Source organism: Streptomyces sp. CS113 (assembly GCF_002188365.1).
Lineage (GTDB): Bacteria > Actinomycetota > Actinomycetes > Streptomycetales > Streptomycetaceae > Streptomyces > Streptomyces tendae.
The window spans coordinates 3,901,281-3,922,336 of the sequence record NZ_KZ195574.1 but is presented as its reverse complement, the minus strand read 5'-3'; the positions used below and the strand labels follow the sequence as shown (position 1 = coordinate 3,922,336).

General features: G+C 74.3%; 21 protein-coding genes and 1 pseudogene. 16 read left to right on the top strand and 6 right to left on the bottom strand.

Annotated features, from left to right (window positions below):
• Positions 1–200: 200 nt before the first annotated feature.
• Positions 201–1,409 carry a hypothetical protein gene (locus tag B9W62_RS17245; RefSeq protein WP_087807991.1) on the top strand — a complete coding sequence of 403 codons (1,209 nt, stop codon included), beginning with the start codon at positions 201–203 and terminating at the stop codon, positions 1,407–1,409.
• A 77-nt stretch (positions 1,410–1,486) separates the two neighbouring features.
• Here B9W62_RS17245 and B9W62_RS17240 read toward each other — a convergent pair whose 3' ends face one another.
• The gene (locus tag B9W62_RS17240; RefSeq protein WP_087811950.1) at positions 1,487–2,797 is read right to left on the bottom strand and encodes a PH domain-containing protein; all 1,311 of its coding nucleotides are present in this window, start codon (positions 2,795–2,797) and stop codon (positions 1,487–1,489) included.
• A 395-nt stretch (positions 2,798–3,192) separates the two neighbouring features.
• Positions 3,193–3,822 (bottom strand): PH domain-containing protein, encoded by a 630-nt coding sequence (locus B9W62_RS17235; protein WP_256976457.1) that lies wholly within the window; start codon positions 3,820–3,822, stop codon positions 3,193–3,195.
• Between the two features lie 31 nt (positions 3,823–3,853).
• Here B9W62_RS17235 and B9W62_RS17230 point away from each other — a divergent pair, with 31 nt between their 5' ends.
• Positions 3,854–5,005, top strand: a complete 1,152-nt coding sequence (locus tag B9W62_RS17230; RefSeq protein ID WP_087807989.1) for an NADH-quinone oxidoreductase subunit D — start codon at positions 3,854–3,856, stop codon at positions 5,003–5,005.
• Here the strand turns inward: B9W62_RS17230 and B9W62_RS17225 are convergent.
• Positions 4,970–6,067 (bottom strand): SAM-dependent methyltransferase, encoded by a 1,098-nt coding sequence (locus B9W62_RS17225; protein WP_087807988.1) that lies wholly within the window; start codon positions 6,065–6,067, stop codon positions 4,970–4,972. The genes B9W62_RS17230 and B9W62_RS17225 overlap by 36 nt on opposite strands.
• A 118-nt stretch (positions 6,068–6,185) precedes the next feature.
• Here B9W62_RS17225 and B9W62_RS17220 point away from each other — a divergent pair, with 118 nt between their 5' ends.
• From B9W62_RS17220 to B9W62_RS17210, 3 genes and pseudogenes are all read left to right on the top strand, one after another.
• Entirely contained in the window at positions 6,186–7,391 is a 1,206-nt protein-coding gene (locus B9W62_RS17220) for a sensor histidine kinase (protein WP_087807987.1), read from the top strand.
• Positions 7,392–7,447: 56 nt separating this feature from the next.
• Positions 7,448–8,122, top strand: coding sequence for a response regulator (locus B9W62_RS17215; RefSeq protein WP_087807986.1), 675 nt, complete (start codon positions 7,448–7,450; stop codon positions 8,120–8,122).
• An 87-nt stretch (positions 8,123–8,209) separates the two neighbouring features.
• Positions 8,210–8,501: pseudogene (locus tag B9W62_RS17210) on the top strand (ATP-binding protein); the annotation flags it as partial.
• A 36-nt stretch (positions 8,502–8,537) separates the two neighbouring features.
• On the opposite strand, the gene B9W62_RS17205 reads toward B9W62_RS17210, so the two are convergent.
• Positions 8,538–9,644, bottom strand: coding sequence for a DUF5937 family protein (locus B9W62_RS17205; protein WP_087807985.1), 1,107 nt, complete (start codon positions 9,642–9,644; stop codon positions 8,538–8,540).
• Between the two features lie 159 nt (positions 9,645–9,803).
• On the opposite strand from B9W62_RS17205, the gene B9W62_RS40195 reads away from it, so the two are divergent.
• A complete protein-coding gene (locus tag B9W62_RS40195; protein ID WP_179235526.1) occupies positions 9,804–10,019 on the top strand; it encodes a hypothetical protein in 216 nt (71 codons plus the stop codon).
• Between the two features lie 106 nt (positions 10,020–10,125).
• On the opposite strand, the gene B9W62_RS17195 is transcribed toward B9W62_RS40195, so the two are convergent.
• Entirely contained in the window at positions 10,126–11,349 is a 1,224-nt protein-coding gene (locus tag B9W62_RS17195; RefSeq protein WP_087807984.1) for a threonine aldolase family protein, read from the bottom strand.
• A gap of 219 nt (positions 11,350–11,568) precedes the next feature.
• Between B9W62_RS17195 and B9W62_RS17190 the strand changes: the two genes are divergently transcribed.
• The 10 genes from B9W62_RS17190 to B9W62_RS17140 all read left to right on the top strand — a co-directional run bounded on the left by B9W62_RS17190 (position 11,569) and on the right by B9W62_RS17140 (position 19,967).
• Positions 11,569–12,543 (top strand): Rossmann-like and DUF2520 domain-containing protein, encoded by a 975-nt coding sequence (locus B9W62_RS17190; RefSeq protein WP_087807983.1) that lies wholly within the window; start codon positions 11,569–11,571, stop codon positions 12,541–12,543.
• Positions 12,540–13,550: a pantoate--beta-alanine ligase gene (panC, locus tag B9W62_RS17185; protein ID WP_087807982.1), complete on the top strand. Its 1,011-nt coding sequence runs from the start codon at positions 12,540–12,542 to the stop codon at positions 13,548–13,550. Before B9W62_RS17190 ends, panC begins: the two co-directional genes overlap by 4 nt.
• The gene (locus B9W62_RS17180) at positions 13,547–15,280 is read left to right on the top strand and encodes an L-aspartate oxidase (RefSeq protein WP_087807981.1); all 1,734 of its coding nucleotides are present in this window, start codon (positions 13,547–13,549) and stop codon (positions 15,278–15,280) included. Before panC ends, B9W62_RS17180 begins: the two co-directional genes overlap by 4 nt.
• Before the next feature lie 5 nt (positions 15,281–15,285).
• Positions 15,286–16,275 carry a carboxylating nicotinate-nucleotide diphosphorylase gene (gene nadC, locus B9W62_RS17175; protein ID WP_087807980.1) on the top strand — a complete coding sequence of 330 codons (990 nt, stop codon included), beginning with the start codon at positions 15,286–15,288 and terminating at the stop codon, positions 16,273–16,275.
• 5 nt (positions 16,276–16,280) lie between these two features.
• Complete coding sequence (locus B9W62_RS17170) at positions 16,281–17,078, top strand: type III pantothenate kinase (protein ID WP_003975453.1); 798 nt, start codon at positions 16,281–16,283, stop codon at positions 17,076–17,078.
• 418 nt (positions 17,079–17,496) lie between these two features.
• Positions 17,497–18,099 carry a hypothetical protein gene (locus tag B9W62_RS17160; protein ID WP_087807979.1) on the top strand — a complete coding sequence of 201 codons (603 nt, stop codon included), beginning with the start codon at positions 17,497–17,499 and terminating at the stop codon, positions 18,097–18,099.
• A gap of 23 nt (positions 18,100–18,122) precedes the next feature.
• Positions 18,123–18,302, top strand: coding sequence for a hypothetical protein (locus B9W62_RS17155; protein ID WP_042826696.1), 180 nt, complete (start codon positions 18,123–18,125; stop codon positions 18,300–18,302).
• A 138-nt stretch (positions 18,303–18,440) separates the two neighbouring features.
• Positions 18,441–18,839 carry a BlaI/MecI/CopY family transcriptional regulator gene (locus B9W62_RS17150; RefSeq protein WP_076974913.1) on the top strand — a complete coding sequence of 133 codons (399 nt, stop codon included), beginning with the start codon at positions 18,441–18,443 and terminating at the stop codon, positions 18,837–18,839.
• A gap of 9 nt (positions 18,840–18,848) precedes the next feature.
• Complete coding sequence (locus B9W62_RS17145) at positions 18,849–19,358, top strand: amino-acid N-acetyltransferase (RefSeq protein WP_087807978.1); 510 nt, start codon at positions 18,849–18,851, stop codon at positions 19,356–19,358.
• A 273-nt stretch (positions 19,359–19,631) separates the two neighbouring features.
• Positions 19,632–19,967 (top strand): histone-like nucleoid-structuring protein Lsr2, encoded by a 336-nt coding sequence (locus tag B9W62_RS17140; protein ID WP_003975458.1) that lies wholly within the window; start codon positions 19,632–19,634, stop codon positions 19,965–19,967.
• Here B9W62_RS17140 and B9W62_RS17135 read toward each other — a convergent pair whose 3' ends face one another.
• Complete coding sequence (locus B9W62_RS17135; RefSeq protein ID WP_087807977.1) at positions 19,968–20,705, bottom strand: SCO3374 family protein; 738 nt, start codon at positions 20,703–20,705, stop codon at positions 19,968–19,970.
• Between the last annotated feature and the right edge of the window lie 351 nt (positions 20,706–21,056).

The following is a 21,056-nucleotide window of genomic DNA, read 5'->3' as shown; positions in this document are numbered from 1 at the left end:
CCGGTTCCCTGTGAACACGTCGGAGATGGCCGTGTTTTTACGGGGCGGGGCGCCAAGATTCGCCTACGCGCGGTAAGTTTCTGGCCATGCCACGTGGACGTCATCGCCATTCCCCGCCTCTGCACAGGCTGCTTCCTCCGTCGGCGATCGCAGGTGTTTCGGTCGTCTGCGCCCTCGGGCCCTGGTTCCTCAGCGAGACCATGCTCCTTCGCGTCCTGGCCGCGGCCGCCGCGGTGACGGCCGTGGTCGGCGCGGTCGTCATGCGGCACTGGGACGCGCAGGCGGGGCGGCAGGTCGCCGACCTCACCCGGGCGCGCGCGAGCGACGAGTGGCGCTTCGAGGAGCGGGTCGCCGAACTGGAGTCCGACCTGGAGGAGTCGCGCGAGCTGCGGCAGAAGCTGGAGCACCGGCTGCGGGCCAAGCGCACCGAGCTGGCGGGGCTGCGCAACGAGCACGCCTCGCTGCTGCGGCGCTACGCCACGGCCGAGACCGAGCGCGCCAGCGCGCTGGAGGGCCGGCGGCTGCTGGAGATCGAGGCCGCGCCGCAGGCTCCCGCGCTGCCGGCGGCCCGGACCGCCCCGGCTCAGGAGACGCCGGAGAAGGTGACGTCCGAGAAGGAGACGCCGGAGAAGGTGACGCCGGGGACGGAGACGTCCGAGGAGGAGACCTCCGAGCAGGTCGTGCCGGGCGAGGAGAGCGGGGGCGACGACGAGGTCTCCGCTCCCGCCGTCTTCTCGCCCGAGGGGTCCCGGCTGTTCCTGCGTGCGAACGCGGCGCTGGCCCGCCTCGACGGCGACGCGCCCGCCGGCCCGGACGGTGGCGACCGGGGCGACCAGGGCGACCGGGGCGACCGGGGCGAAGCCTCCGACGGCTCCGACGGCTCCGACGGCTCGGACGGTGACGGCGGTGGGAACGGCGGCGAGCGCGCCGCGGCGGCGCAGGAGGATGAGGCAGCGGGGCAGCCCGAGGCGGCCGACGGCCACGAGCGCACCGCCGCCGCCTCCCCTACCGCCTCCGCCGACGAGCGGCCCGCGCAGCCCACCCAGTCCACGCAGCCCACCCGGCGGGCCGACGGGCACTTCACGGTGCCGACCGCGGTGGCCGTCGTACCGCCGGCTCCGGCGCGGCGTCCGGTGGTCGAGGGCGGCTTCGACTTCTTCGGCACGAAGGACCCGGAGGGTGCGGTGGACTCGGCGGGCGGGGCCGACGCCGCCCTGGAGACCGTCCAGAACGAGGACCTCGCCGACGTGGTCGGCCAGGAGGCGCTCGCCCTGCACAAGGCCGAGGCCGAGGTCTCCTTCAAGCAGGCCGGTGCGGAGTCCCGGGGCGTGGGCCAGGTGATCGACCTGACGGCCCACGACGAGACCGAGCAGATCGACGTAGAGGGGCTGCGCAGCGCGGTCTCCTGAGCCGGGGTGGTCCTTCCCGGGCACGGGCTCGCCCCTCGCCCTCGGGCTGGGGATCGGGCTGAGGATCGGGATCGGGCTCAGGCCATCCAGCGGTCCGGCGGGGCGTCCCGGCGGCCGGTCCTGGACCGTTCCGCCTGGCTCCGCAGCAGCCGGGCGGCCTCGTCGGCGTCGCGGAGGCGGGCGGTCACGGTCTTGTTCGCGCCCGTGTCCACATGGACGTCGGCCAGCCGCAGGGCACGCCGCCAGGGCCCCTGTGTCAGGCGGACGCTCTGGACCTTGGCGTGCGGCACGAGTGCCAGGCTGCGGCGCAGCAGGCCGTACCGGGCGGCGAAGACCGTGTCGGTGACGGCGAGCCCGTGGCCGCGCCACCACAGCGGTCGGCAGCGTGCGGCCCGGCGCGGCGGGCGGGACAGCTCCGGGCCCGTCGGCACGGTCACCCCGGGCAGGACGCGCGCGACGACCGACTCGGCGATCTCGCGCGGGGCGACCGGCAGCAGGACCGAGTTGGACGACCCGGCCACGTCCAGCTCGACCCGTACCCAGCGGCGGCGCCGCCACAGCAGCGGTTCCACGAGGCGTACGGTCTGCACCCGGCCCGGGGGCACCGTCTCGTGGGCGCGGTCGAGCAGGCCGTGGTCGATGCGCAGCCCGTCCGGGGACTCGGCCACCGTCCAGTCGTACTCCCCGACGAACCGCCCGGCGCTGCTCGCGCCCGCGGCGCCCACCAGCGGCAGGGCGGTCGCCAGCACCGTCCACAGGTTGTGGGTGGCCAGCCACAGCAGGGTCGGTACGACGGCGGCGGCGAGCAGCGTGCCCCAGGTCGCGCCGGTCAGCAGGAGGGAGACGGCGAGGACGCCGGGCGGCACCCGCAGCAGCTGCCGCGCGGGGGCCTCCCCGACCTCGTGCGCGGTCTCGGGCGCGAAGCCGGCCGCGCGCGCGAGCAGCTCGGCCCGCAGCGCCCGCGCGTCGTCGGCGCCGAGGAAGGCCAGTTCGTCCTTCTTGCCGGTGCCTATGACGTCGAGCTTGAGCTTGGCGACCCCCGCGACCCGGGCCAGCAGGGGCTGGGTGACGTCGATCGCCTGGATGCGTTCGAGGCGGATGTGCGCGGTGCGCCGGAACAGCAGTCCGGTGCGGATCCGCAGCTCGGTGTCGGTCACCGCGTAGTGGGTGAACCACCAGGTGAGGAAGCCGTAGAGGGCGGCGGCCGGGATCAGTACGGCGAGGCCGATCAGCAGGTGGGTGGTGGTCAGCCGGGTCAGCTGGCGCTGCGCCTGGTCGGGATCGTGCACGGCCCATCCGACGAGCACGGCGACGGGGGCCCAGGCCCGCCGCAGGGGCGTGACCGGGTGGAGACGGCGCTCTACGAGCTCGCCGCGGGGCGCGCGCACGGCGGCGCCGGTGGTGGCGGCTGTGACGGTGGCCGCGGGGTTCTCGGCGGGTCGGACCGGGGCGGGCACGGCGGCCGAAGCGTCGTTCGGGGCGTCGTTCGGGGCGTCGTCCGGGGCGTCGTCCGGGCGTCGGCTCGCGCCGCCTTCCGTCGCCGTCGCTCCGCCGGCACCGGCGGCACCGGCGTCGGGGGTGTCGGGGGTGCCGGGGTCCGTTCCCGGGGGGCCGGGTGCGGTGTCCGACGTACCGGCGGGTGGTTCCGCCGTGGGAGGGGCCGCGGCGCGCCGCCCCAGGTCCTTCCGGTTGCCGGTCCCGTGCGGGGTGCCCTCGTGCGGGGTGCCCGTGCGGTCCGTCGGACGGCTCGCGTCGGCCGTGCCCTTCTCGGCCCCCGGCCCGGTCACAGTCCCGCCGATCGGGCCTCGCCCAGCTCGGTGAGACGGTCGCGGAGGCGTTCCGCCTCGGCCGGGTCGAGGCCGGGGATGGTCGCGTCGGTCGCGGCGGCGGCCGTGTGCAGCTGCACGCTGGCCAGGCCGAAGTGCCGCTCGACCGGTCCGGACGTCACCTCGACCAGCTGCATGCGCCCGTACGGGACGACGGTCTCCTCCTGCCACAGCACGCCCCGGCTGATCAGCAGGTCGTCGGCGCGCTCGGCGTACCGCCAGGAGCGCCAGTTGCGCCCCAGCATCACCCAGCCCCAGGCCAGCAGGGCGAGCGGCAGGAGCGCCAGGGCGGCCCAGGAGGGGGCCAGGAACAGCGCGGGCAGTACACCGGCGGCGAGCGTCAGCAGGCCGAGCCACACCACCAGCAGCAGGCGGCGCATGCGCAGCAGTCCGGGCGGCAGGCCGGTCCACACCGGCTCCTCCCGCGCCGGATCCGCCTGGTCCGCAGGATCTGCCGGAAGCACCGGACCCGCCTGGTCCGCAGGACGCGCCGGAAGCACCGGGCCCGCCTGGTCCGCCGGACCCGCCCGGTCCGCCGCTCGCGTTGCCCCCACCGTGCCCGGGTCGTCCGGGCTCCCCGTCTCCATGGGGCCAGCGTACGTAGGGGAGACTGTGTTCATGACTCCTACGACGGAGACCACGGTCGGAATCGGCGGTGCCGCGGAGAGCACCGACATGGTGCTCAACATCGGGCCCCAGCACCCGTCCACCCACGGCGTGCTGCGGCTCAAGCTGGTTCTGGACGGCGAGCGCATCACGAGCGCGGAGCCGGTGATCGGCTACATGCACCGCGGCGCGGAGAAGCTGTTCGAGGCCCGTGACTACCGTCAGATCATCATGCTCGCCAACCGCCACGACTGGCTGTCGGCCTTCTCCAACGAGCTGGGCGTCGTCCTCGCCGTCGAGCGGATGCTCGGCATGGAGGTCCCCCCGCGCGCGGTCTGGATGCGCACGCTGCTCGCGGAGCTGAACCGGGTGCTCAACCACCTGATGTTCCTGGGGTCGTACCCGCTGGAGCTGGGCGGCATCACCCCGGTGTTCTACGCCTTCCGCGAGCGGGAGGTCCTCCAGAACGTGATGGAGGAGGTCTCCGGTGGGCGCATGCACTACATGTTCAACCGCGTCGGCGGGCTCAAGGAGGACCTCCCGGCGGGCTGGACCACGCGCGCGCGTGCCGCCGTCGCCGCCGTGCGCCCGCGCATGGACGTCTTCGACGACCTGGTGCTCGGCAACGAGATCTTCCGGGGGCGGACGCGCGGGGTGGGCGCCCTGAGCGCCGAGGCCGTGCACGCCTACGGCGTCAGCGGACCGATCGCCCGCGCCTCCGGCGTCGACTTCGACCTGCGCCGCGACGAGCCGTACCTCGCCTACGGCGAGCTCCAGGACACGCTGAAGGTCGTCACCCGCACCGAGGGCGACTGCCTGGCCCGCTTCGAGTGCCTCCTGGAGCAGACGCACAACGCCCTCGACCTCGCCGACGCCTGTCTGGACCGGCTGGCCGATCTGCCGCCCGGCCCGGTCAACCAGCGGCTCCCGAAGGTGCTGAAGGCGCCCGAGGGCCACACGTACGCCTGGACCGAGAACCCGCTCGGCATCAACGGCTACTACCTGGTCAGCAAGGGCGAGAAGACCCCGTACCGGCTGAAGCTGCGCTCGGCGTCGTACAACAACATCCAGGCGCTGGCGGACCTGCTGCCCGGGACGCTGGTCGCGGACATGGTCGCCATCCTGGGGTCACTGTTCTTCGTGGTCGGAGACATCGACAAGTAGCGCCCCGGCGTCGAGGGGCCCCACCGGCTGGAGCAGCCAGACGAAGTCGCCCAGGCCGCCCGGGGCGGTCAGCTCGGCGGCCTCGGAGGCGCTCGCGAGGGCGCGCACGTACGCCGCCGGATCGGTGGAGGCCAGCGCGAGCGGGGGGCGTGCGCCGGTGATGCCCAGGGCGTGCAGGGCCTCGCGTTGGGGGCGCATCAGCGCCTTTGGGGGCGCGTGCCCCGGAGTGCACCTCGCGGTGTGGGCGGCCGCGCACGCGTCCAGTGCGACATGCGCGGTGATGTCGCACGACCCGTCGGGCACCGGTGCCGTCTCCCGCCCGTCCCGGAACCCCGTGAGCGTCCCGAACGGCGGGCGGGCGGCCGCGGTGTGCGCGTAGTCGACGGCCACCGCGAGCCCGCCGTCCCCGCCGTCCAGCGCCGCCACGGCGGACGCCCAGGCCGCGTCCCGGGGCAGGCCGATCTCCGCCCGCAGACCCTCCTCGCCGGCCAGCGGCCACCACCGGGCCAGCCACGCGGCCTCCGCCCCGGCCACCGGCTCCCCGAGCCGCTCGGCCCCGTCGTCCCGCACGAGCACCCGGCGTGCCACGCCCGCGGCGTCCACCTCCGCCACCTCCAGCGGCACGTTGTCCAGCCACTCGTTGGCGAACAGCAGCCCGGTGACGCCGCCCGGCGGCCGAGCGAGCCACCGCACCCTCCGGTCGAGTCCCTCGGGCCGGGCGGCGACCTCGACGGCGTACGCGCGCGTGCGGGCCGCCACGGCGGCGGGCAGCGCCGCCAGCACCCCGGTGACCAGCTCGCCCCGTCCGGCCGCCATGTCCACGAAGTCCAGCACCGCGGGCCGGCCCAGCGCCTCGTCGACCCGGCACAGCAGCCGTGCGACGGCCCCCGCGAACAGCGGCGACGCGTGCACGGACGTCCTGAAGTGCCCGGCCGGGCCCCGGGGCCCCGCGCGGTAGAAGCCCTCCGGTCCGTAGAGGGCCTCGTGCGTGGCGTCCCGCCAGCCCCGCCATTTCCCGTGCGTCTCCGGAGCCCCTCTGAACCCCGCCGTTCCTGGTGTCACAGGGCCAGGCTAGGGGCACAGAAGAACGGAGCCTCCACCTTGCGGAGTACGCGCGGCCGATGCGGATCGACCCTCCGGTTGACCCCTGCACCTATTCCACTTCCCTACGCTGGGTTACGTGCAGCGCCTCTACGACTTCCTCCGCAGACACCCGACCGGTGTCGACTCCTTCTGGGCCCTCGTCGTGCTCGGAATCTCGCTGGTCTCTGCGGCGACCCCGGGGACGCGGTCGGACGGTACGGACAACGTGGCGCTGATCGTCCCCTTCGTGGTGCTGCTCAGCCTCGTGATCGCGCTGCGCCAGCGGGCACCGGAGCGGATGCTGCTGCTCGCCGTCGCACTCGGCGTGGGGCAGCTGGTCCTCGACGTCTCGACGATGCCCTCGGACTTCGCCTTCCTGGTGATCATCTACACCGTGGCCGCCACCGGCGCCCGCTGGGCCTCCCGGACCGCGCTGGCCACCGGTCTGTGCGCGGCCCCGCTGGCCCAGCTGCGCTGGCACGACAGCGAGCTGGGCATGGGCACCACCATCGCCGTGACGGTCTTCCAGGCGGTGCCCTTCGCACTGGCCTGGGTGCTCGGCGACTCCGTCCGCACCCGGCGCGCCTACTTCGCACAGCTGGAGGAGCGCGCGACCCGGCTGGAGAAGGAGCGCGAGGCGCAGGCCAAGGTCGCGGTGGCCGCCGAGCGCGCCCGGATCGCGCGCGAGCTGCACGACGTCGTCGCGCACAACGTCTCCGTCATGGTGGTGCAGGCCGACGGCGCCGCCTACGTCCTGGACGCGGCGCCCGACCAGGCCAAGAAGGCCCTGGAGACCATCTCCTCCACCGGCCGGCAGGCGCTCGCGGAGATGCGCCGCCTGCTCGGCGTGCTGCGCACCGGCGAGCACAAGGAGGCCGGGGAGTACGTTCCGCAGCCCGACGTCGAGCAGATCGAGGACCTCGTCGAGCAGTGCCGCACCTCCGGGCTGCCGGTCGACTTCAAGGTCGAGGGCACCCCCCGCCAGCTGCCCAGCGGCGTGGAGCTGACCGCGTACCGCATCGTGCAGGAGGCGCTGACCAACACCCGCAAGCACGGCGGCGAGAACGCGGGCGCGAGTGTCCGCCTGGTCTACTTCGACGACGGGCTCGGCCTGCTCATCGAGGACGACGGCAAGGGCGCCCCGCACGAGCTGTACGAGGAGGGCGGCTTCGACGGCCAGGGCCACGGGCTGATCGGCATGCGCGAGCGGATCGGCATGGTCGGCGGAACCCTGGACGCGGGCCCGCGTCCGGGCGGAGGATTCCGCATCAGTGCGCTGCTGCCGCTGAAACCCGCACCCTGACCACCGCGCCCCCACGCACGTACGGCGTTGACACCTGTAAGGAAGAAGAGGCCCCGATGGCGATCCGCGTGATGCTCGTCGACGACCAGGTGCTGCTGCGCACCGGGTTCCGGATGGTGCTGGCGGCCCAGCCGGACATGGAGGTCGTCGCGGAGGCGGGCGACGGCGTCGAGGCGCTCCAGGTGCTGCGCTCGACCGCCGTGGACGTCGTCCTGATGGACGTCCGCATGCCCAAGCTCGACGGTGTGGAGACCACCAGCCGGATCTGTGTGGACCCGGACGCGCCGAAGGTGCTGATCCTGACCACCTTCGACCTCGACGAGTACGCGTTCTCGGCGCTGAAGGCGGGCGCCTCCGGCTTCATGCTCAAGGACGTGCCGCCCGGCGAGCTGCTCGCCGCGATCCGCTCCGTGCACAGCGGCGACGCGGTGGTCGCCCCGTCCACCACCCGGCGGCTCCTGGACCGGTTCGCGCCGATGCTGCCGGCCACCGGGCAGGAGCCCCGGCAGAAGGAGCTCCAGCGGCTCACCGAACGCGAGCGCGAGGTGATGGTGCTGGTGGCGCAGGGCATGTCCAACGGCGAGATCGCGGCCCGGCTCGTGCTGTCCGAGGCGACCGTCAAGACCCATGTGGGCCGCATCTTGACCAAGCTGGGCCTGCGCGACCGCGTGCAGGTGGTGGTCCTCGCCTACGAGACCGGGCTGGTGCGGGCCGGCGGCGGACAGGGCTGACGGGCCGGTGCGGAGGGCCCCGCGGCGGGCCGCCCGTCGAACGCGAGACCGTCCTGCGGCGGCTGCGCGAGCGGCCCCGGCCACGCCCTGCGGCGGCTGCGCGAGCGCGGCCCCGGCCACGCCCTGCCGGTACGTGACGGGGAAGGGGAGCGGGCCGCGCCGGGAGAGCCGGGCCGTGCGGCGGCTCGTCCACTGCCTGGAGCGGCCGGCCGAACCGGAGTGCGCCGAGCACCTGTGGACGGACCGCACGACCGTCCCGAAGACCGCCGACCGCATCGCCGTCCTCGCGGGACTCACCCTGAGGCCCGGCAACGAGGGCGCGCCGCGCAGCCGGATGCGGCAGGCGGGCGTCGGGGTCCGGCACATCCGGGCCGACTGAGGCCGGCCCGGGACCGGCTTCAGCGCAGGATCGGCTTCAGCGCAGGATCCCCTCCAGGAAGTCGCTGCCCAGCCGGGCCACCACCGTGACGTCCAGCTGGTGCAGGACGTACCGGCCGCGGCGGCGGGTGGTGATCAGTCCCGCCTTCTTCAGCACGCCCAGGTGCCGGGATATCTCCGGCGCCGTCATGCCGTGCACCTGCGCCAGCTCGCCCGTGGTGTACGCACTGCGGGCCAGGTACCGGCAGATCCGCATCCGGACCGGGTGGGACAGCGCGGTCATCCGCATCGTGAGCTGCTCGACCGAGGGCGGTGAGGCCAGCTCGGGGGAGCCGACCGGGTAGTGCAGCACCGGCTGCCAGTCGTGCCGGTGCAGGACCATCAGATGCGGCCAGCCCAGGCTGGTCGGGACCAGCAGCAGGCCGCCGTCCGCCGTCGCGGAGCGGCCGTCGCCCAGCTTGTCGACGGTGATCCGCGCCGCGCCCTCGTCGAGCGTCACCGCCGGGGAGACCGCGGCCAGCGCCTCGGCGAGGCCCTTGTGGCGCAGCAGGTCCGTCTTGCGCCGGGCGTCCGCCGCCAGTTGGTGGCGCAGCCGGGACCAGGCCTCCGCGAAGAACGCCTCGTCGCAGTCCCGGGCGAACTGCCGCAGCCAGTCCCGGATCCGCGGCGGATCGGCCAGCAGCCGCTCGCTGAAGCGCAGCTGCTGCGGTCCCCGCGCGGCGGCCAGGTCCAGCGCGCGCCGGCGCGCCTCGGCGTCGTCGAGCGCCGAGGCGCCCGCGGTGCTGTACGGCAGCGCGCAGGTGAATTCCAGGGCCGCGTCGACGAACTGCTCGTCGGACAGCTTGTCGAGCAGGTCCAGGTCGTCGGCGAGGGTGGCGCCGGGCAGGGCGCTGCGGCCCGGCACCCCGGCGAACGGCATGAACAGGTCCGAGAAGGTCGTCCGCCACAGGAAGTCGGCCTCGCACATCCGGTCGGCCAGGTGTGAGTCGAGCCGGGCGGTCACGGCCGTCACCCAGCCCTGGAGCCCCGGGTGGTGCCCCGGCTCGGACAGCGCGTGCAGCGCCATGCCCAGCTCGGCCAGGGGCGAGGGCACGACCGCGACCCGCTCCGGCCGCAGCCCCGTGATGTCGATGCGCACGCTCATGCCCCCATGGTGCACGCCGCCACCGACAACGCCGCCGCCGATTGACCGCCGCCGTCAATCGGCGCGACCGCGGGGCGGGGACCGGCGCAGTCTGGGGTCACCGGGGCAGCCGCGGAGCCCGTACGCACCTCTTACGTCTCCTGGAGAAGGCGGTCCGCCATGAGCATCACGCAGCAGTACCTCCTCGACACCCACCGGGCCCGGCAGCTCGGCGAGCCCGGGCCGCCCGCGCCCGGCGCCCACGACTGGCAGGTCGTCCGCGAGTGGCACGACCGCCGTCAGTTCCGGGCCGTGCTCGCCGGCCGCCCCGCGCGGGGCCGCCTGCGGCGGGCCCTGCGCCGGTGGCGGTCCCGGTGGCCGCGCGCCCTGGGCTGACGCCCGGGCGGCCCCCGCTCGGCCGGCCCGCCGTCAGCGGGAGGCCGGGTTCCGTGCCCGGCCGTCACGCCGTCAGCGGCAGTTCAGGCCCCGCGCCCGGCCGCCGTTACGCCGTCAGCCGGGCCGCGAAGTCGGCGACCGCGGCCCGCACGTCGTCGGCCGTCCACTCCAGACCCGACGCGCCCACCGAGACCTCGGTGAGGGCGATCCCGGGACCGGCCGCGTCCCAGGGCTGGGAGAACAGCATCGTCCCGGTCTCCTCGGCCTGCCGCAGCGCGGCCTCGCCCGCGGCCTCGGGGGTGCACGGCAGCCAGACCTGGAACTCGTGCGTGTGCGGCACCTCCGGGTGCACCCGCGCCCACGGCAGACCGGCCGCCGCGAGCCCTTCGCGCAGGGCGCCGGCCACCACGCGCGCGTGGGCCACGCACTCGGGCAGCCGGGGCAGCTCGCGCTCCAGACCGGCCAGCGCGGACAGCACCGTGGGGAACTGCTGGAACACCTGGCCGCCGTACCGGTGCCGCCAGGCCTTGGCCTCCTCGATCAGCGTCCGGGGGCCGGCCAGGGCGGCGCCGCCGTAGCCCCCCAGGGACTTGTAGAACGAGACGTACACGCTGTCCGCCAGGCCCGCGATCTCGGCCAGGGGGCGGCCGAAGTGGACGGTGCACTCCCACAGGCGGGCCCCGTCGAAGTGCACCACCGCGTCGCGCTCCCGAGCGGCCTCGACGACCTCGGTGAGCTCCTCCCAGGTGGGCAGGAGATATCCGGCCTCCCTGAGCGGCAGCTCCAGCATCAGCGCCCCGAAGGGCTCGTCGAAGCCGCGCACCTCGTCGGCGGTCGGCTGACGGGGCTCGTCGGTCAGCCGTACCGGACGCAGTCCGGCGACCCGGCTGAAGGCGTTCCGCTCGTGCACCTCGGGATGGCCGAGCCCGTGCAGGGCGACGACCGGGTTGCCGGTGCGGCCCGCCCAGCAGCGCAGGGCCACCTGCTGGGCCATGGTCCCGGTCGGGAAGAAAGCGGCGGCCTCCATGCCGAGCAGGGCGGCGGTCCGCTCCTCCAGGGCCGCCACGACGCCGTTGCCGTAGAGGTCGGACGGCTCGTCGAGGTCGTACAGCTCGTCGAGCCCGTCCAGCAGGGCGAGGCGCTCCCGCAGGGTCGTGACGAAGCCCGGGCGGGCGAGTACGCGCCGGGCGCCGCGGAGGGCGGCCACGCGCCGCTCGCGCGTCCGCGCGTCCCGTGCCCGCTGCCCGTCCCGCTCTTCCTGCTGATCTTCTTGCCGCTCTTCCCGCTGCTCGTCCCGCTCTGCCGTATCGCTCGCTGCCGTATCGCTCATGTGGGGATCATGTCGCGCGGACCGGGCGCGCGGCACCCGGTTTCCGCTCCCGTCCCGGCCTGTCCCGGCCCGCGCCCGGCCCGCGCCCGGTGTGTGCCCCGGCGTCGCACGGAAACCCACAGCCTGTGGACAACCGGACGTCGCCCGGACCGATCGCGTTAACATGACGAGAAATCGTCCGGTACCCCGAGCGGACTGGAACGGGAAGGCCGTCGTCGCGTGAACACAACCCCACAGCCAGACCCCAAGGACCGCCCCGCGCGGCTCACCGTAGGCGTCGTCGGCGCCGGACGGGTGGGCCCGGCGCTGGCCGCGTCCCTCCAACTCGCCGGGCACCGTCCGGTGGCCGTCTCCGGGGTCTCCGACGCCTCCAGGAGGCGTGCCGCGGCCCTCCTCCCCGACGTGCCGATCACGACGCCCGCGGACGTCCTTCAGCGCGCCGAGCTGGTCCTGCTGACCGTCCCCGACGACGCCCTGCCCGGCCTGGTGACCGGGCTCGCCGAGACCGCTGCGGTACGGCCCGGCCAGCTGCTGGTGCACACCTCCGGGCGGTACGGCGCGAAGGTCCTGGACCCCGCGCTGCGCGCCGGCGCCCTGCCGCTGGCCCTGCACCCGGCGATGACCTTCACCGGCACCCCGGTGGACGTCCAGCGCCTGGCCGGCTGCTCCTTCGGCGTCACCGCGCCCGAGGAGCTGCGCCTGGCCGCCGAGGCCCTGGTCATCGAGATGGGCGGCGAGCCGGAGTGGATCGCCGAGGACAGGCGCCCGCTGTACCACGCGGCACTGGCCCTGGGCTCCAACCACCTGATCACCCTGGTGGCCCAGTCGATGGAGCTGCTGCGCACGGCCGGCGTGGCGGCCCCCGACCGGATGCTCGGCCCACTGCTCGGCGCCTCTCTCGACAACGCCCTGCGCTCCGGCGACGCGGCCCTCACCGGCCCCGTCGCGCGCGGGGACGCGGGCACGGTCGCCGCGCACATCGTGGAGCTGCGCGCCCACGCCCCGCAGGCCGTCGCCGGCTACCTGGCGATGGCCCGCGCGACCGCCGACCGCGCCCTGGACCACGGGCTGCTGAAGGCCGAACTCGCCGAGGACCTGCTCGTGGTCCTCGCCGACGGAGCCGCGGGAGCCGACGGCGGCACGGACCCGGACGGAAAGCCCGGCACCGAAGGCCCCGACGGAGGCGCCCGATGACCACCACCCCGCCCGTCCTGCTGCGCACCGCCGCCGAGCTGCACGCGCGCGTACGGCACGGCCGCCGGGCCGTCGTGATGACGATGGGCGCCCTGCACGAGGGCCACGCCACCCTGATCCGCACGGCACGCGACCTCGCGGGCCCCGACGGCGAGGTCGTCGCGACGGTCTTCGTGAACCCGCTCCAGTTCGGCGCGGGCGAGGACCTCGACCGCTACCCGCGCACCCTGGACGCCGACCTGGAGATCGCCGGGCGGGCGGGTGCCGACGCCGTCTTCGCCCCGGCCGTCGACGAGGTCTACCCGGGCGGCGAACCCCAGGTGCGCATCACCGCGGGACCCATGGGAGAACGCCTGGAGGGCGCCTCCCGCCCCGGCCACTTCGACGGCATGCTCACCGTCGTCGCCAAGCTGCTCCACCTCACCCGCCCCGACCTCGCCCTCTACGGCCAGAAGGACGCCCAGCAGCTCGCGCTGATCCGCCGCATGGTCCGCGACCTGAACTTCGGCGTGGAGATCGTCGGCGTCCCGACCGTGCGCGAGGAGGACGGCCTGGCCCTGTCCAGCCGCAACCGCTACCTCTCCACGGCGGAACGCCGCACCGCCCTCGCGCTCTCGCAGGCGCTCTTCGCCGGTCTGGACCGGCACGCCGCCCAGGAGGCACTGTGCGCGCGGGCCCGCGAGGTGCCCGCCACCCGGGCCCGCGCGGAGGCGCTCAGCGCCCTGGGCGAGTCCCGCGCGGCGGCCGACGCCCACGCCGTCGCCACGTCCGCGCCCGGCAGCGCCACCGCCGTCCGGGACGCCGCCCGCCTGGTCCTGGACGACGCCGCCCGCGCCACCCCGCCCCTGGAGCTGGACTACCTCGCCCTGGTCGACCCGTCGGACTTCACCGAGATCGGTGACGACCACACCGGTGAGGCGGTCCTCGCCGTCGCCGCCCGGGTCGGCGCGACCCGCCTGATCGACAACGTCCACCTCACCTTCGGACCGTTCGGAGCCGCCTCGTGACCAGCACAGGCATACGACTGCACGCCCCCGCGCCCGGCTGGGCCGTCGCCGCCGACGTGGTGGTCGTCGGCTCCGGCGTCGCGGGCCTCACCGCGGCCCTGCGCTGCGAGGCCGCCGGACTGCGGACCGTCGTCGTCACCAAGGCCCGCCTGGACGACGGCTCCACCCGCTGGGCGCAGGGCGGCGTCGCCGCGGCCCTCGGCGAGGGCGACACCCCCGAGCAGCACCTGGACGACACCCTGGTCGCCGGCGCCGGCCTGTGCGACGCGGACGCGGTCCGCATCCTGGTCACCGAGGGCCCGGACGCCGTACGCCGGCTCATCGCGACCGGCGCGCACTTCGACGAGTCCACCGAGGGCGGCCTGGCCCTCACCCGCGAGGGCGGCCACCACCGCCGCCGCATCGCCCACGCGGGCGGCGACGCCACGGGCGCCGAGATTTCCCGCGCCCTGGTCGAGGCGGTCCGCACGCGCGGCATCCGCACCGTCGAGAACGCCCTCGTCCTCGACCTCCTCACGGACGCCGACGGCCGCACCGCGGGCGTCACCCTGCACGTCATGGGCGAGGGCCAGCACGACGGCGTCGGGGCGGTGCACGCCCCCGCGGTCGTCCTCGCCACCGGCGGCATGGGCCAGGTCTTCTCGGCCACCACGAACCCCGCCGTCTCCACCGGTGACGGCGTGGCCCTCGCCCTCCGCGCGGGCGCCGAGATCAGCGACCTCGAATTCGTGCAGTTCCACCCCACCGTCCTCTTCCTCGGCCCGGACGCCGAGGGACAGCAGCCCCTGGTCTCCGAGGCGGTGCGCGGCGAGGGCGCCCACCTGGTGGACGCGGACGGCGTGCGCTTCATGCTGGGGCAGCACGAACTCGCCGAACTCGCCCCGCGCGACGTCGTCGCCAAGGGCATCACGCGCCGCATGCAGGAGCAGGGCACCGAGCACGTGTACCTGGACGCCCGCCACTTCGGCAGGGCGATGTGGGAGCACCGCTTCCCCACGATCCTCGCCGCCTGCCGCGCCCACGGCATCGACCCGGTCACCGAGCCGATCCCCGTCGCCCCGGCCGCCCACCACGCCTCGGGCGGCGTCCGCACCGACGACCACGGCCGTACGACGGTCCCCGGCCTGTACGCCTGCGGCGAGGCCGCCTGCACCGGCGTGCACGGCGCCAACCGCCTGGCCTCCAACTCCCTCCTGGAGGGACTGGTCTACGCCGAGCGCATCGCCGCCGACATCGCGGCGGGCCACACGGCGGGCACCCTCCACGCACGCGTGCCGGCCCCCCTCCCGCACCCGTACCACCCGGAGCACCCCCTCCTCCCGCCCGAGGCCCGCCTCACCATTCAGCGGATCATGACGGACGGCGCCGGCATCCTGCGCTCGGCCGACTCCCTCGCGCGCGCGGCCGACCTGCTGGACGGTCTGCACACCGAGGCCCGCGAGGCCCTGCACGAGCACGGCAAGACGTCCGAGCCGGGCGTCGACACCTGGGAGGCCACCAACCTCCTGTGCGTGGCCCGGGTCCTGGTGGCCGCGGCGGCACGGCGCGAGGAGACCCGCGGCTGCCACTGGCGCGAGGACCACGCGGACCGCGACGACACCACGTGGCGCCGCCACATCGTCGTACGGCTGAACCCGGACCGCACCCTCGCCGTGCACACCACGGACACGCCAGAATTCCCCCCGACCGTCCACGGCGCCCAGCCGACGCACCGTCCCCAGGAGCAGTGACAGCAGTGAACCCCTCCGACCCCACCGAACTCCCCCTCGCCTCCGCCGGAGGCTGCGGCGACGGCTGTGCCTGCGGCGCGGACACCGAAGAGGACGCCTACACGGAGTGCGGCCTCGACCCGTCCCTCGCCGCCCTCCTGCTCGACTCCGGCCTCGACCCCGTCGAGGTCGAGGACATCGCGAACGTCGCCATCCAGGAGGACCTGGCGGGCGGCGTGGACGTGACGACCGTCGCGACCATCCCCGAGGACGCCGTGGCCACCGCCGACTTCACCGCGCGTGAGGCGGGCGTCGTGGCGGGCCTCCGGGTCGCCGAGGCGGTCCTCTCCATCGTCTGCACGGACGAGTTCGAGGTGGAGCGCCACGTCGAGGACGGCGACCGCGTGGAGGCGGACCAGAAGCTGCTCTCCGTCACCACCCGCACCCGCGACCTCCTGACCGCCGAGCGCAGCGCGCTGAACCTGCTGTGCCGCATGTCGGGCATCGCGTCGGCCACGCGCGCGTGGGCGGACGCCCTGGACGGCACGAAGGCCGAGGTCCGCGACACCCGCAAGACGACGCCGGGCCTGCGCAGCCTGGAGAAGTTCGCGGTCCGCTGCGGCGGCGGCGTCAACCACCGCATGTCCCTCTCGGACGCGGCCCTGGTCAAGGACAACCACGTGGTCGCCGCGGGCGGCGTCGCCGAGGCCTTCAACGCCGTGCGCGAGAGCTTCCCCGACGTGCCCATCGAGGTCGAGGTCGACACCCTGCACCAGCTGCGCGAGGTCGTGGACGCGGGCGCCGACCTGATCCTGCTGGACAACTTCACCCCGGACGAGTGCGAGGAGGCGGTCGCCCTGGTCGCCGGCCGCGCCGCGCTGGAGGCCTCGGGCCGCCTGACCCTCGCCAACGCCAAGGCGTACGCCGACACGGGCGTCGACTACCTGGCCGTGGGGGCCCTCACCCACAGCTCCCCGATCCTGGACATCGGCCTGGACCTGCGAGCGGCGGAGTAGACCCCATGCTGCTGACGATCGACGTAGGCAACACGCACACCGTCCTCGGCCTCTTCGACGGCGAGGACATCGTCGAGCACTGGCGCATCTCCACGGACTCGCGCCGCACGGCCGACGAACTGGCGGTCCTCCTCCAGGGCCTGATGGGCATGCACCCGCTGCTCGGCGACGAGCTGGGCGACGGTATCGACGGCATCGCCATCTGCGCGACGGTCCCCTCGGTCCTGCACGAACTGCGCGAGGTCACCCGCCGCTACTACGGCGACGTCCCCGCGGTCCTGGTCGAACCGGGCGTCAAGACCGGCGTCCCGATCCTCACCGACCACCCCAAGGAGGTCGGCGCGGACCGCATCATCAACGCGGTCGCGGCCGTCGAGCTCTACGGCGGCCCGGCGATCGTCGTGGACTTCGGCACGGCGACGACGTTCGACGCGGTCAGCGCGCGCGGGGAGTACATCGGCGGCGTCATCGCCCCCGGCATCGAGATCTCGGTCGAGGCGCTCGGCGTCAAGGGCGCCCAGCTCCGCAAGATCGAGGTGGCCCGGCCCCGCAGCGTGATCGGCAAGAACACGGTCGAGGCGATGCAGTCCGGCATCGTGTACGGCTTCGCCGGCCAGGTCGACGGCGTCGTCAACCGCATGGCGCGGGAGCTGGCCGACGACCCGGACGACGTCACCGTCATCGCGACGGGCGGACTGGCGCCGATGGTGCTGGGGGAGTCCTCGGTCATCGACGAGCACGAGCCGTGGCTGACGCTGATGGGCCTGCGACTGGTGTACGAACGGAACGTGTCCCGCATGTAGCGGGCCGGCGCGGGTGTGGGCGCGGGGGTGGGTCGCGTGGCCCGGCGCTTGCGGGGTGCCGCCGCGCCCACCCGTGCCGCCCCAGCGGCACGACTGCCCGCGGCTGCGGGGGCGACGGCCCGCAGCCGCGTACGGCGGGAAGGGGACGTGTCGGGGGGTGTTCGCCCGCAGCGGTTGGCGCGTCAACGCCGCGAACCTCTGTAGCCAACCGATTCCGCGCCGTTCCGAGGACGAACACCCCCCGGCGCGGCCCCGACCCACAACCGAACGCACCGCGCTACGCGCACCCCCACCGAACCCGCACAGGCGCCGCAGGCACCCCCGCTCAACCGCCGGAGGCACCCGCATCCGAGTGGGTGCCACGCCACACCCATGCCCCCTATGCGGGGTTTGTCTGATTAGCGCGTATCGTCGCCCCATGCCCACGCCCTACGGACCCCGCGGCGGCATGGCGTTCGGTGCTCAGGAGCTGTGCGTGCTCCGGCGTGCCCTCGCCCTCGCCCTGAACCCCAGCCCGGTCTCGGCCCAGGAGGCCCAGGACTGCCTCCAGCTCGCCCAGTCGCTGGACGAGGCGATGCGGGAGCATGCCCGGCACCGCGCCTTCCTGGTGGCCGACCTCGCCCGGTACCGCGCCGCCCTCCCCGGCACCGCCACCGGCTACCTCGCGCTCCTGGACGAGGCACTGGACGCCGGTCACCGCCCCGGCGCGGACGACCTCGCCGCCCTGGGCGCCCTGCGCGGCAACCCCGCCGCGGCCGCCCTCCTGGCCCGCTGCCGCCCCACGCTCCCCGCCGCCCGCACCCGCCTCCACGCCGCCCGCACCCGCCTCCACGCCCTCCCCGGCGGCCGGCAGCCGGACAAGGAGCCCGCACGGAAGCCCGCCCCGAAGCCGGCCCCCCAGCCCACCCCCGCCACTCCCAAGCGCCCCGTCCCCACCCCCGGCGAGGTCTTCCCCCGCCGCAAGCCCGCCCCGCCGGCACCGCCCGCCCCGGACTCCCGGCACCACCTCGCGGCCGGCTGACGGCCCCTGGCTACCCTGGTCGCATGGACTACGTCTCCGCGCTCCTGCCCCCGGCCGTCATGGCCGTCTTCTTCATCGGCTTGATCCGGGTGATCGTGAAGACCCAGGGCGGCGCCAACAAGGCCAAGGAGGACGCCGTCGTCGACGCCGCCCTCGCACGGGCGGAGGGCGCCCGGCAGGCGTCCCCGCACCCCGAGGCCTGACCGCACCGACGACCCCGCGTACGGCTCCCGCCCATGGAGCCGTACGCCGCCCCTTTCGTGCCCGTTTTCCGGCGAACGCGCACGTCCGGCACGCGATCGTCCCGATCTCCCACTATCGTTCGAAGCGTGCCTCGCCCATTGGGAGAACTCGAAGACGCGGTCATGACGAGGGTGTGGAAGTGGAACCGCCCCGTGACCGTTCGAGAAGTCCTGGAAGACCTGCAACAGGAACGGTCCATCGCGTACACCACCGTGATGACCGTTTTGGACAATCTCCATCAGAAGGGCTGGGTGCGCCGCGAGTCCGAAGGCCGGGCCTATCGATATGAGGCGGTCTCCACTCGCGCCGCCTACGCCGCCGCCCTCATGAACGACGCCTGGTCCCAGAGCGACAACCCCGCCGCGGCCCTCGTCGCCTTCTTCGGCATGATGAGCGAGGAACAGCGCCAGGCACTCGGAGACGCCATCCGCATCGTGCAGGGACCGGAAACCCCCGCGCCGGGACCCGGCGCGGTACCGGACGGCGGCGAGCGATAGCGTCCCCTCATGCCAAATGCCATCAGCGTCCGGCGGGCCCGCACCAGGGATGTCCCGGACGTACGCCGGCTCCTCGACACGTACGTCCGTGACCGCATCCTGCTCGACAAAGCGATGGTGACGCTTTACGAGAGCATCCAGGAGTTCTGGGTCGCGGAACGGGACGACAACGCCGAGGTGGTCGGCTGCGGCGCGCTGCACGTGATGTGGGAAGACCTCGCGGAAGTGCGGACTCTCGCGGTGAAGCCCGGTCTCAAGGGCGCGGGCGTCGGCCACAAGCTGCTGGAGAAGTTGCTGGACACGGCCCGCTGGCTCGGTGTTCGCCGCGTTTTCTGTCTCACCTTCGAAGTGGACTTCTTCGGCAAGCACGGCTTCGTGGAGATCGGGGAGACACCGGTCGACACCGATGTGTACGCGGAGCTGCTGCGTTCCTATGACGAGGGCGTTGCGGAGTTCCTCGGGCTCGAACGAGTGAAACCGAACACCTTGGGCAACAGCCGGATGCTTCTGCATCTGTGATCGCCGGGCGGCGCCAGGCGTCCACGGCCCTTCCGCGGTCCTTCGCACGTTCGCAGGTTTATTCCACCGAGGTGCCCTTCATGGGTTCCCTATGTCCGAAACGCGCATGTTTCCGGCCCGGAGTCAGGCTACCGGTCTCCGTCGGGGGTTTGTGTTTTTCCGGCAAAAGCGGTTTGCTTTCCGGCGTACTGCAGTACTGCATATAACAAGGGACGGCGATACGGCGGACGCCGCGGACTCCCGCCCCTCACGTTATCGATGAAAGGAAATCCGGTGGCACAGAAGGTTCAGGTCCTTCTTGTCGATGACCTCGACGGCGGCGAGGCAGACGAGACCGTGACGTTCGCACTGGACGGCAAGACCTACGAGATCGACCTCACCACCGCCAACGCGGACAAGCTCCGCGGTCTTCTGGATCCGTACCTCAAGGGTGGCCGTCGTACCGGCGGCCGTGCCTCGGGCGGCCGTGGCAAGGCGCGCGCCGCTTCCGGCGGCAGCCAGGACACCGCGGCGATCCGCGCTTGGGCGAAGGAGAACGGCTGGGACGTCAACGACCGCGGCCGGGTCCCCGCGAAGGTCCGCGAGGCGTACGAGCAGGCCAACGGCTGATCACCCGACCCGCGCCACGGGCCGTGCCCGGGGTGGGCCGCTCGCGGCGAGTCGGACACGGTGGCACTGCGTGGCCAGCGTGTGGACCAGCCGGGCGAGATCGAGAGCGGTCCCGGCACGCCCGGGGACCGACAGGGCCGGCAGCGAGGACCCCACCTCGCGGCCCGGCTCCGGGGGTCGCAGCCAGACGGCGGCCCCGCGCAGGCCGTCGCGCTCCGGGGGACGCGGCGGCAGCCCGGCCGGGCCGGGCTCCGGGGCAAGGGGCGCGTCCACGAGGCCGCCCGTTCCGACGGCCGTCAGGTCGAGCGGCAGCGAACCCCACTCCAGCCACTCCAGCAGCCCGGGCAGCTCCTCCGCGGCACCCGCCGCCACGAGCAGCAGCATCCGCCCGCCCTGGACGGCCACCGGAAAACCCGGCACCGGCGACCCCGGCACCGGCGAGCCCGCACCCGGCCGCCCGCCCGGCCCGGCTCGCTCCGCCCGCTCTGCCCGTCCGGCCCGCCCGAGCCGCTCCAGCGTCGCGTACCCGGCCCCGGCCGGCACGTCCAGGACGTCGAAGCGCACGCCCGTGCGCAGCCGTACCGGCTCCCCGGGCGCCGTCGGCCACCCGATCACGCTCTCGTACCACCACCGCACCCGCTCGGTCGCCGAACCGCCGCCGTCCCCGGTGGGCCGGCGGGGCGACGGCACGACGGGGGACGCGGGAGTCACGGGGACCGGGTGCGAGGCGCCAACCATGCCAAGTGCAACCGCCCGAAGAGCCCCCGGGTTACGCTGGGTACTGATCCGAATGCGCAGAGTGTCGAACGAGCCTGGCAAGAGGGGGCGTGCGGGGGTGCGGGGTGGCGCAAGGTTGTTCGCCCGTAGCGGAGGGAACCGGTGCGCGCGGCATGGAGTGTCCGTCCCAGCGGGTAAGACATCCCTAGTGGGAGGGGGCGACATGCAGATCGGGCCGTCTCGCGTTCGCCATCGGCGTACTGGCGAGTGGGGTAAGTGCCTGGCCTGCGGGAACATCGTCTCGCACCATCGGGTTGTGGCAGATGTCGGCGTCAGGGGTCAGGAGGCCATCGACGGTGTCGGCAGTTGGAA

Excerpts from the sequence above, each read along its gene's own strand:
- B9W62_RS17155 (WP_042826696.1), top strand. The coding sequence starts at position 18,123 with ATGGACTACGTCTCCGCGCTCCTGCCCCCGGCCGTCATGGCCGTCTTC.
- B9W62_RS17160 (WP_087807979.1), top strand. The coding sequence starts at position 17,497 with ATGCCCACGCCCTACGGACCCCGCGGCGGCATGGCGTTCGGTGCTCAG.
- B9W62_RS17215 (WP_087807986.1), top strand. The coding sequence starts at position 7,448 with ATGGCGATCCGCGTGATGCTCGTCGACGACCAGGTGCTGCTGCGCACC.
- B9W62_RS17135 (WP_087807977.1), bottom strand. The coding sequence starts at position 20,705 with ATGGTTGGCGCCTCGCACCCGGTCCCCGTGACTCCCGCGTCCCCCGTC.
- B9W62_RS17235 (WP_256976457.1), bottom strand. The coding sequence starts at position 3,822 with ATGGAGACGGGGAGCCCGGACGACCCGGGCACGGTGGGGGCAACGCGA.
- B9W62_RS17230 (WP_087807989.1), top strand. The coding sequence starts at position 3,854 with ATGACTCCTACGACGGAGACCACGGTCGGAATCGGCGGTGCCGCGGAG.
- panC (WP_087807982.1), top strand. The coding sequence starts at position 12,540 with ATGACCACCACCCCGCCCGTCCTGCTGCGCACCGCCGCCGAGCTGCAC.
- B9W62_RS17245 (WP_087807991.1), top strand. The coding sequence starts at position 201 with ATGCTCCTTCGCGTCCTGGCCGCGGCCGCCGCGGTGACGGCCGTGGTC.
- B9W62_RS17205 (WP_087807985.1), bottom strand. The coding sequence starts at position 9,644 with ATGAGCGTGCGCATCGACATCACGGGGCTGCGGCCGGAGCGGGTCGCG.
- B9W62_RS17145 (WP_087807978.1), top strand. The coding sequence starts at position 18,849 with ATGCCAAATGCCATCAGCGTCCGGCGGGCCCGCACCAGGGATGTCCCG.
- B9W62_RS17170 (WP_003975453.1), top strand. The coding sequence starts at position 16,281 with ATGCTGCTGACGATCGACGTAGGCAACACGCACACCGTCCTCGGCCTC.
- B9W62_RS40195 (WP_179235526.1), top strand. The coding sequence starts at position 9,804 with ATGAGCATCACGCAGCAGTACCTCCTCGACACCCACCGGGCCCGGCAG.
- B9W62_RS17195 (WP_087807984.1), bottom strand. The coding sequence starts at position 11,349 with ATGAGCGATACGGCAGCGAGCGATACGGCAGAGCGGGACGAGCAGCGG.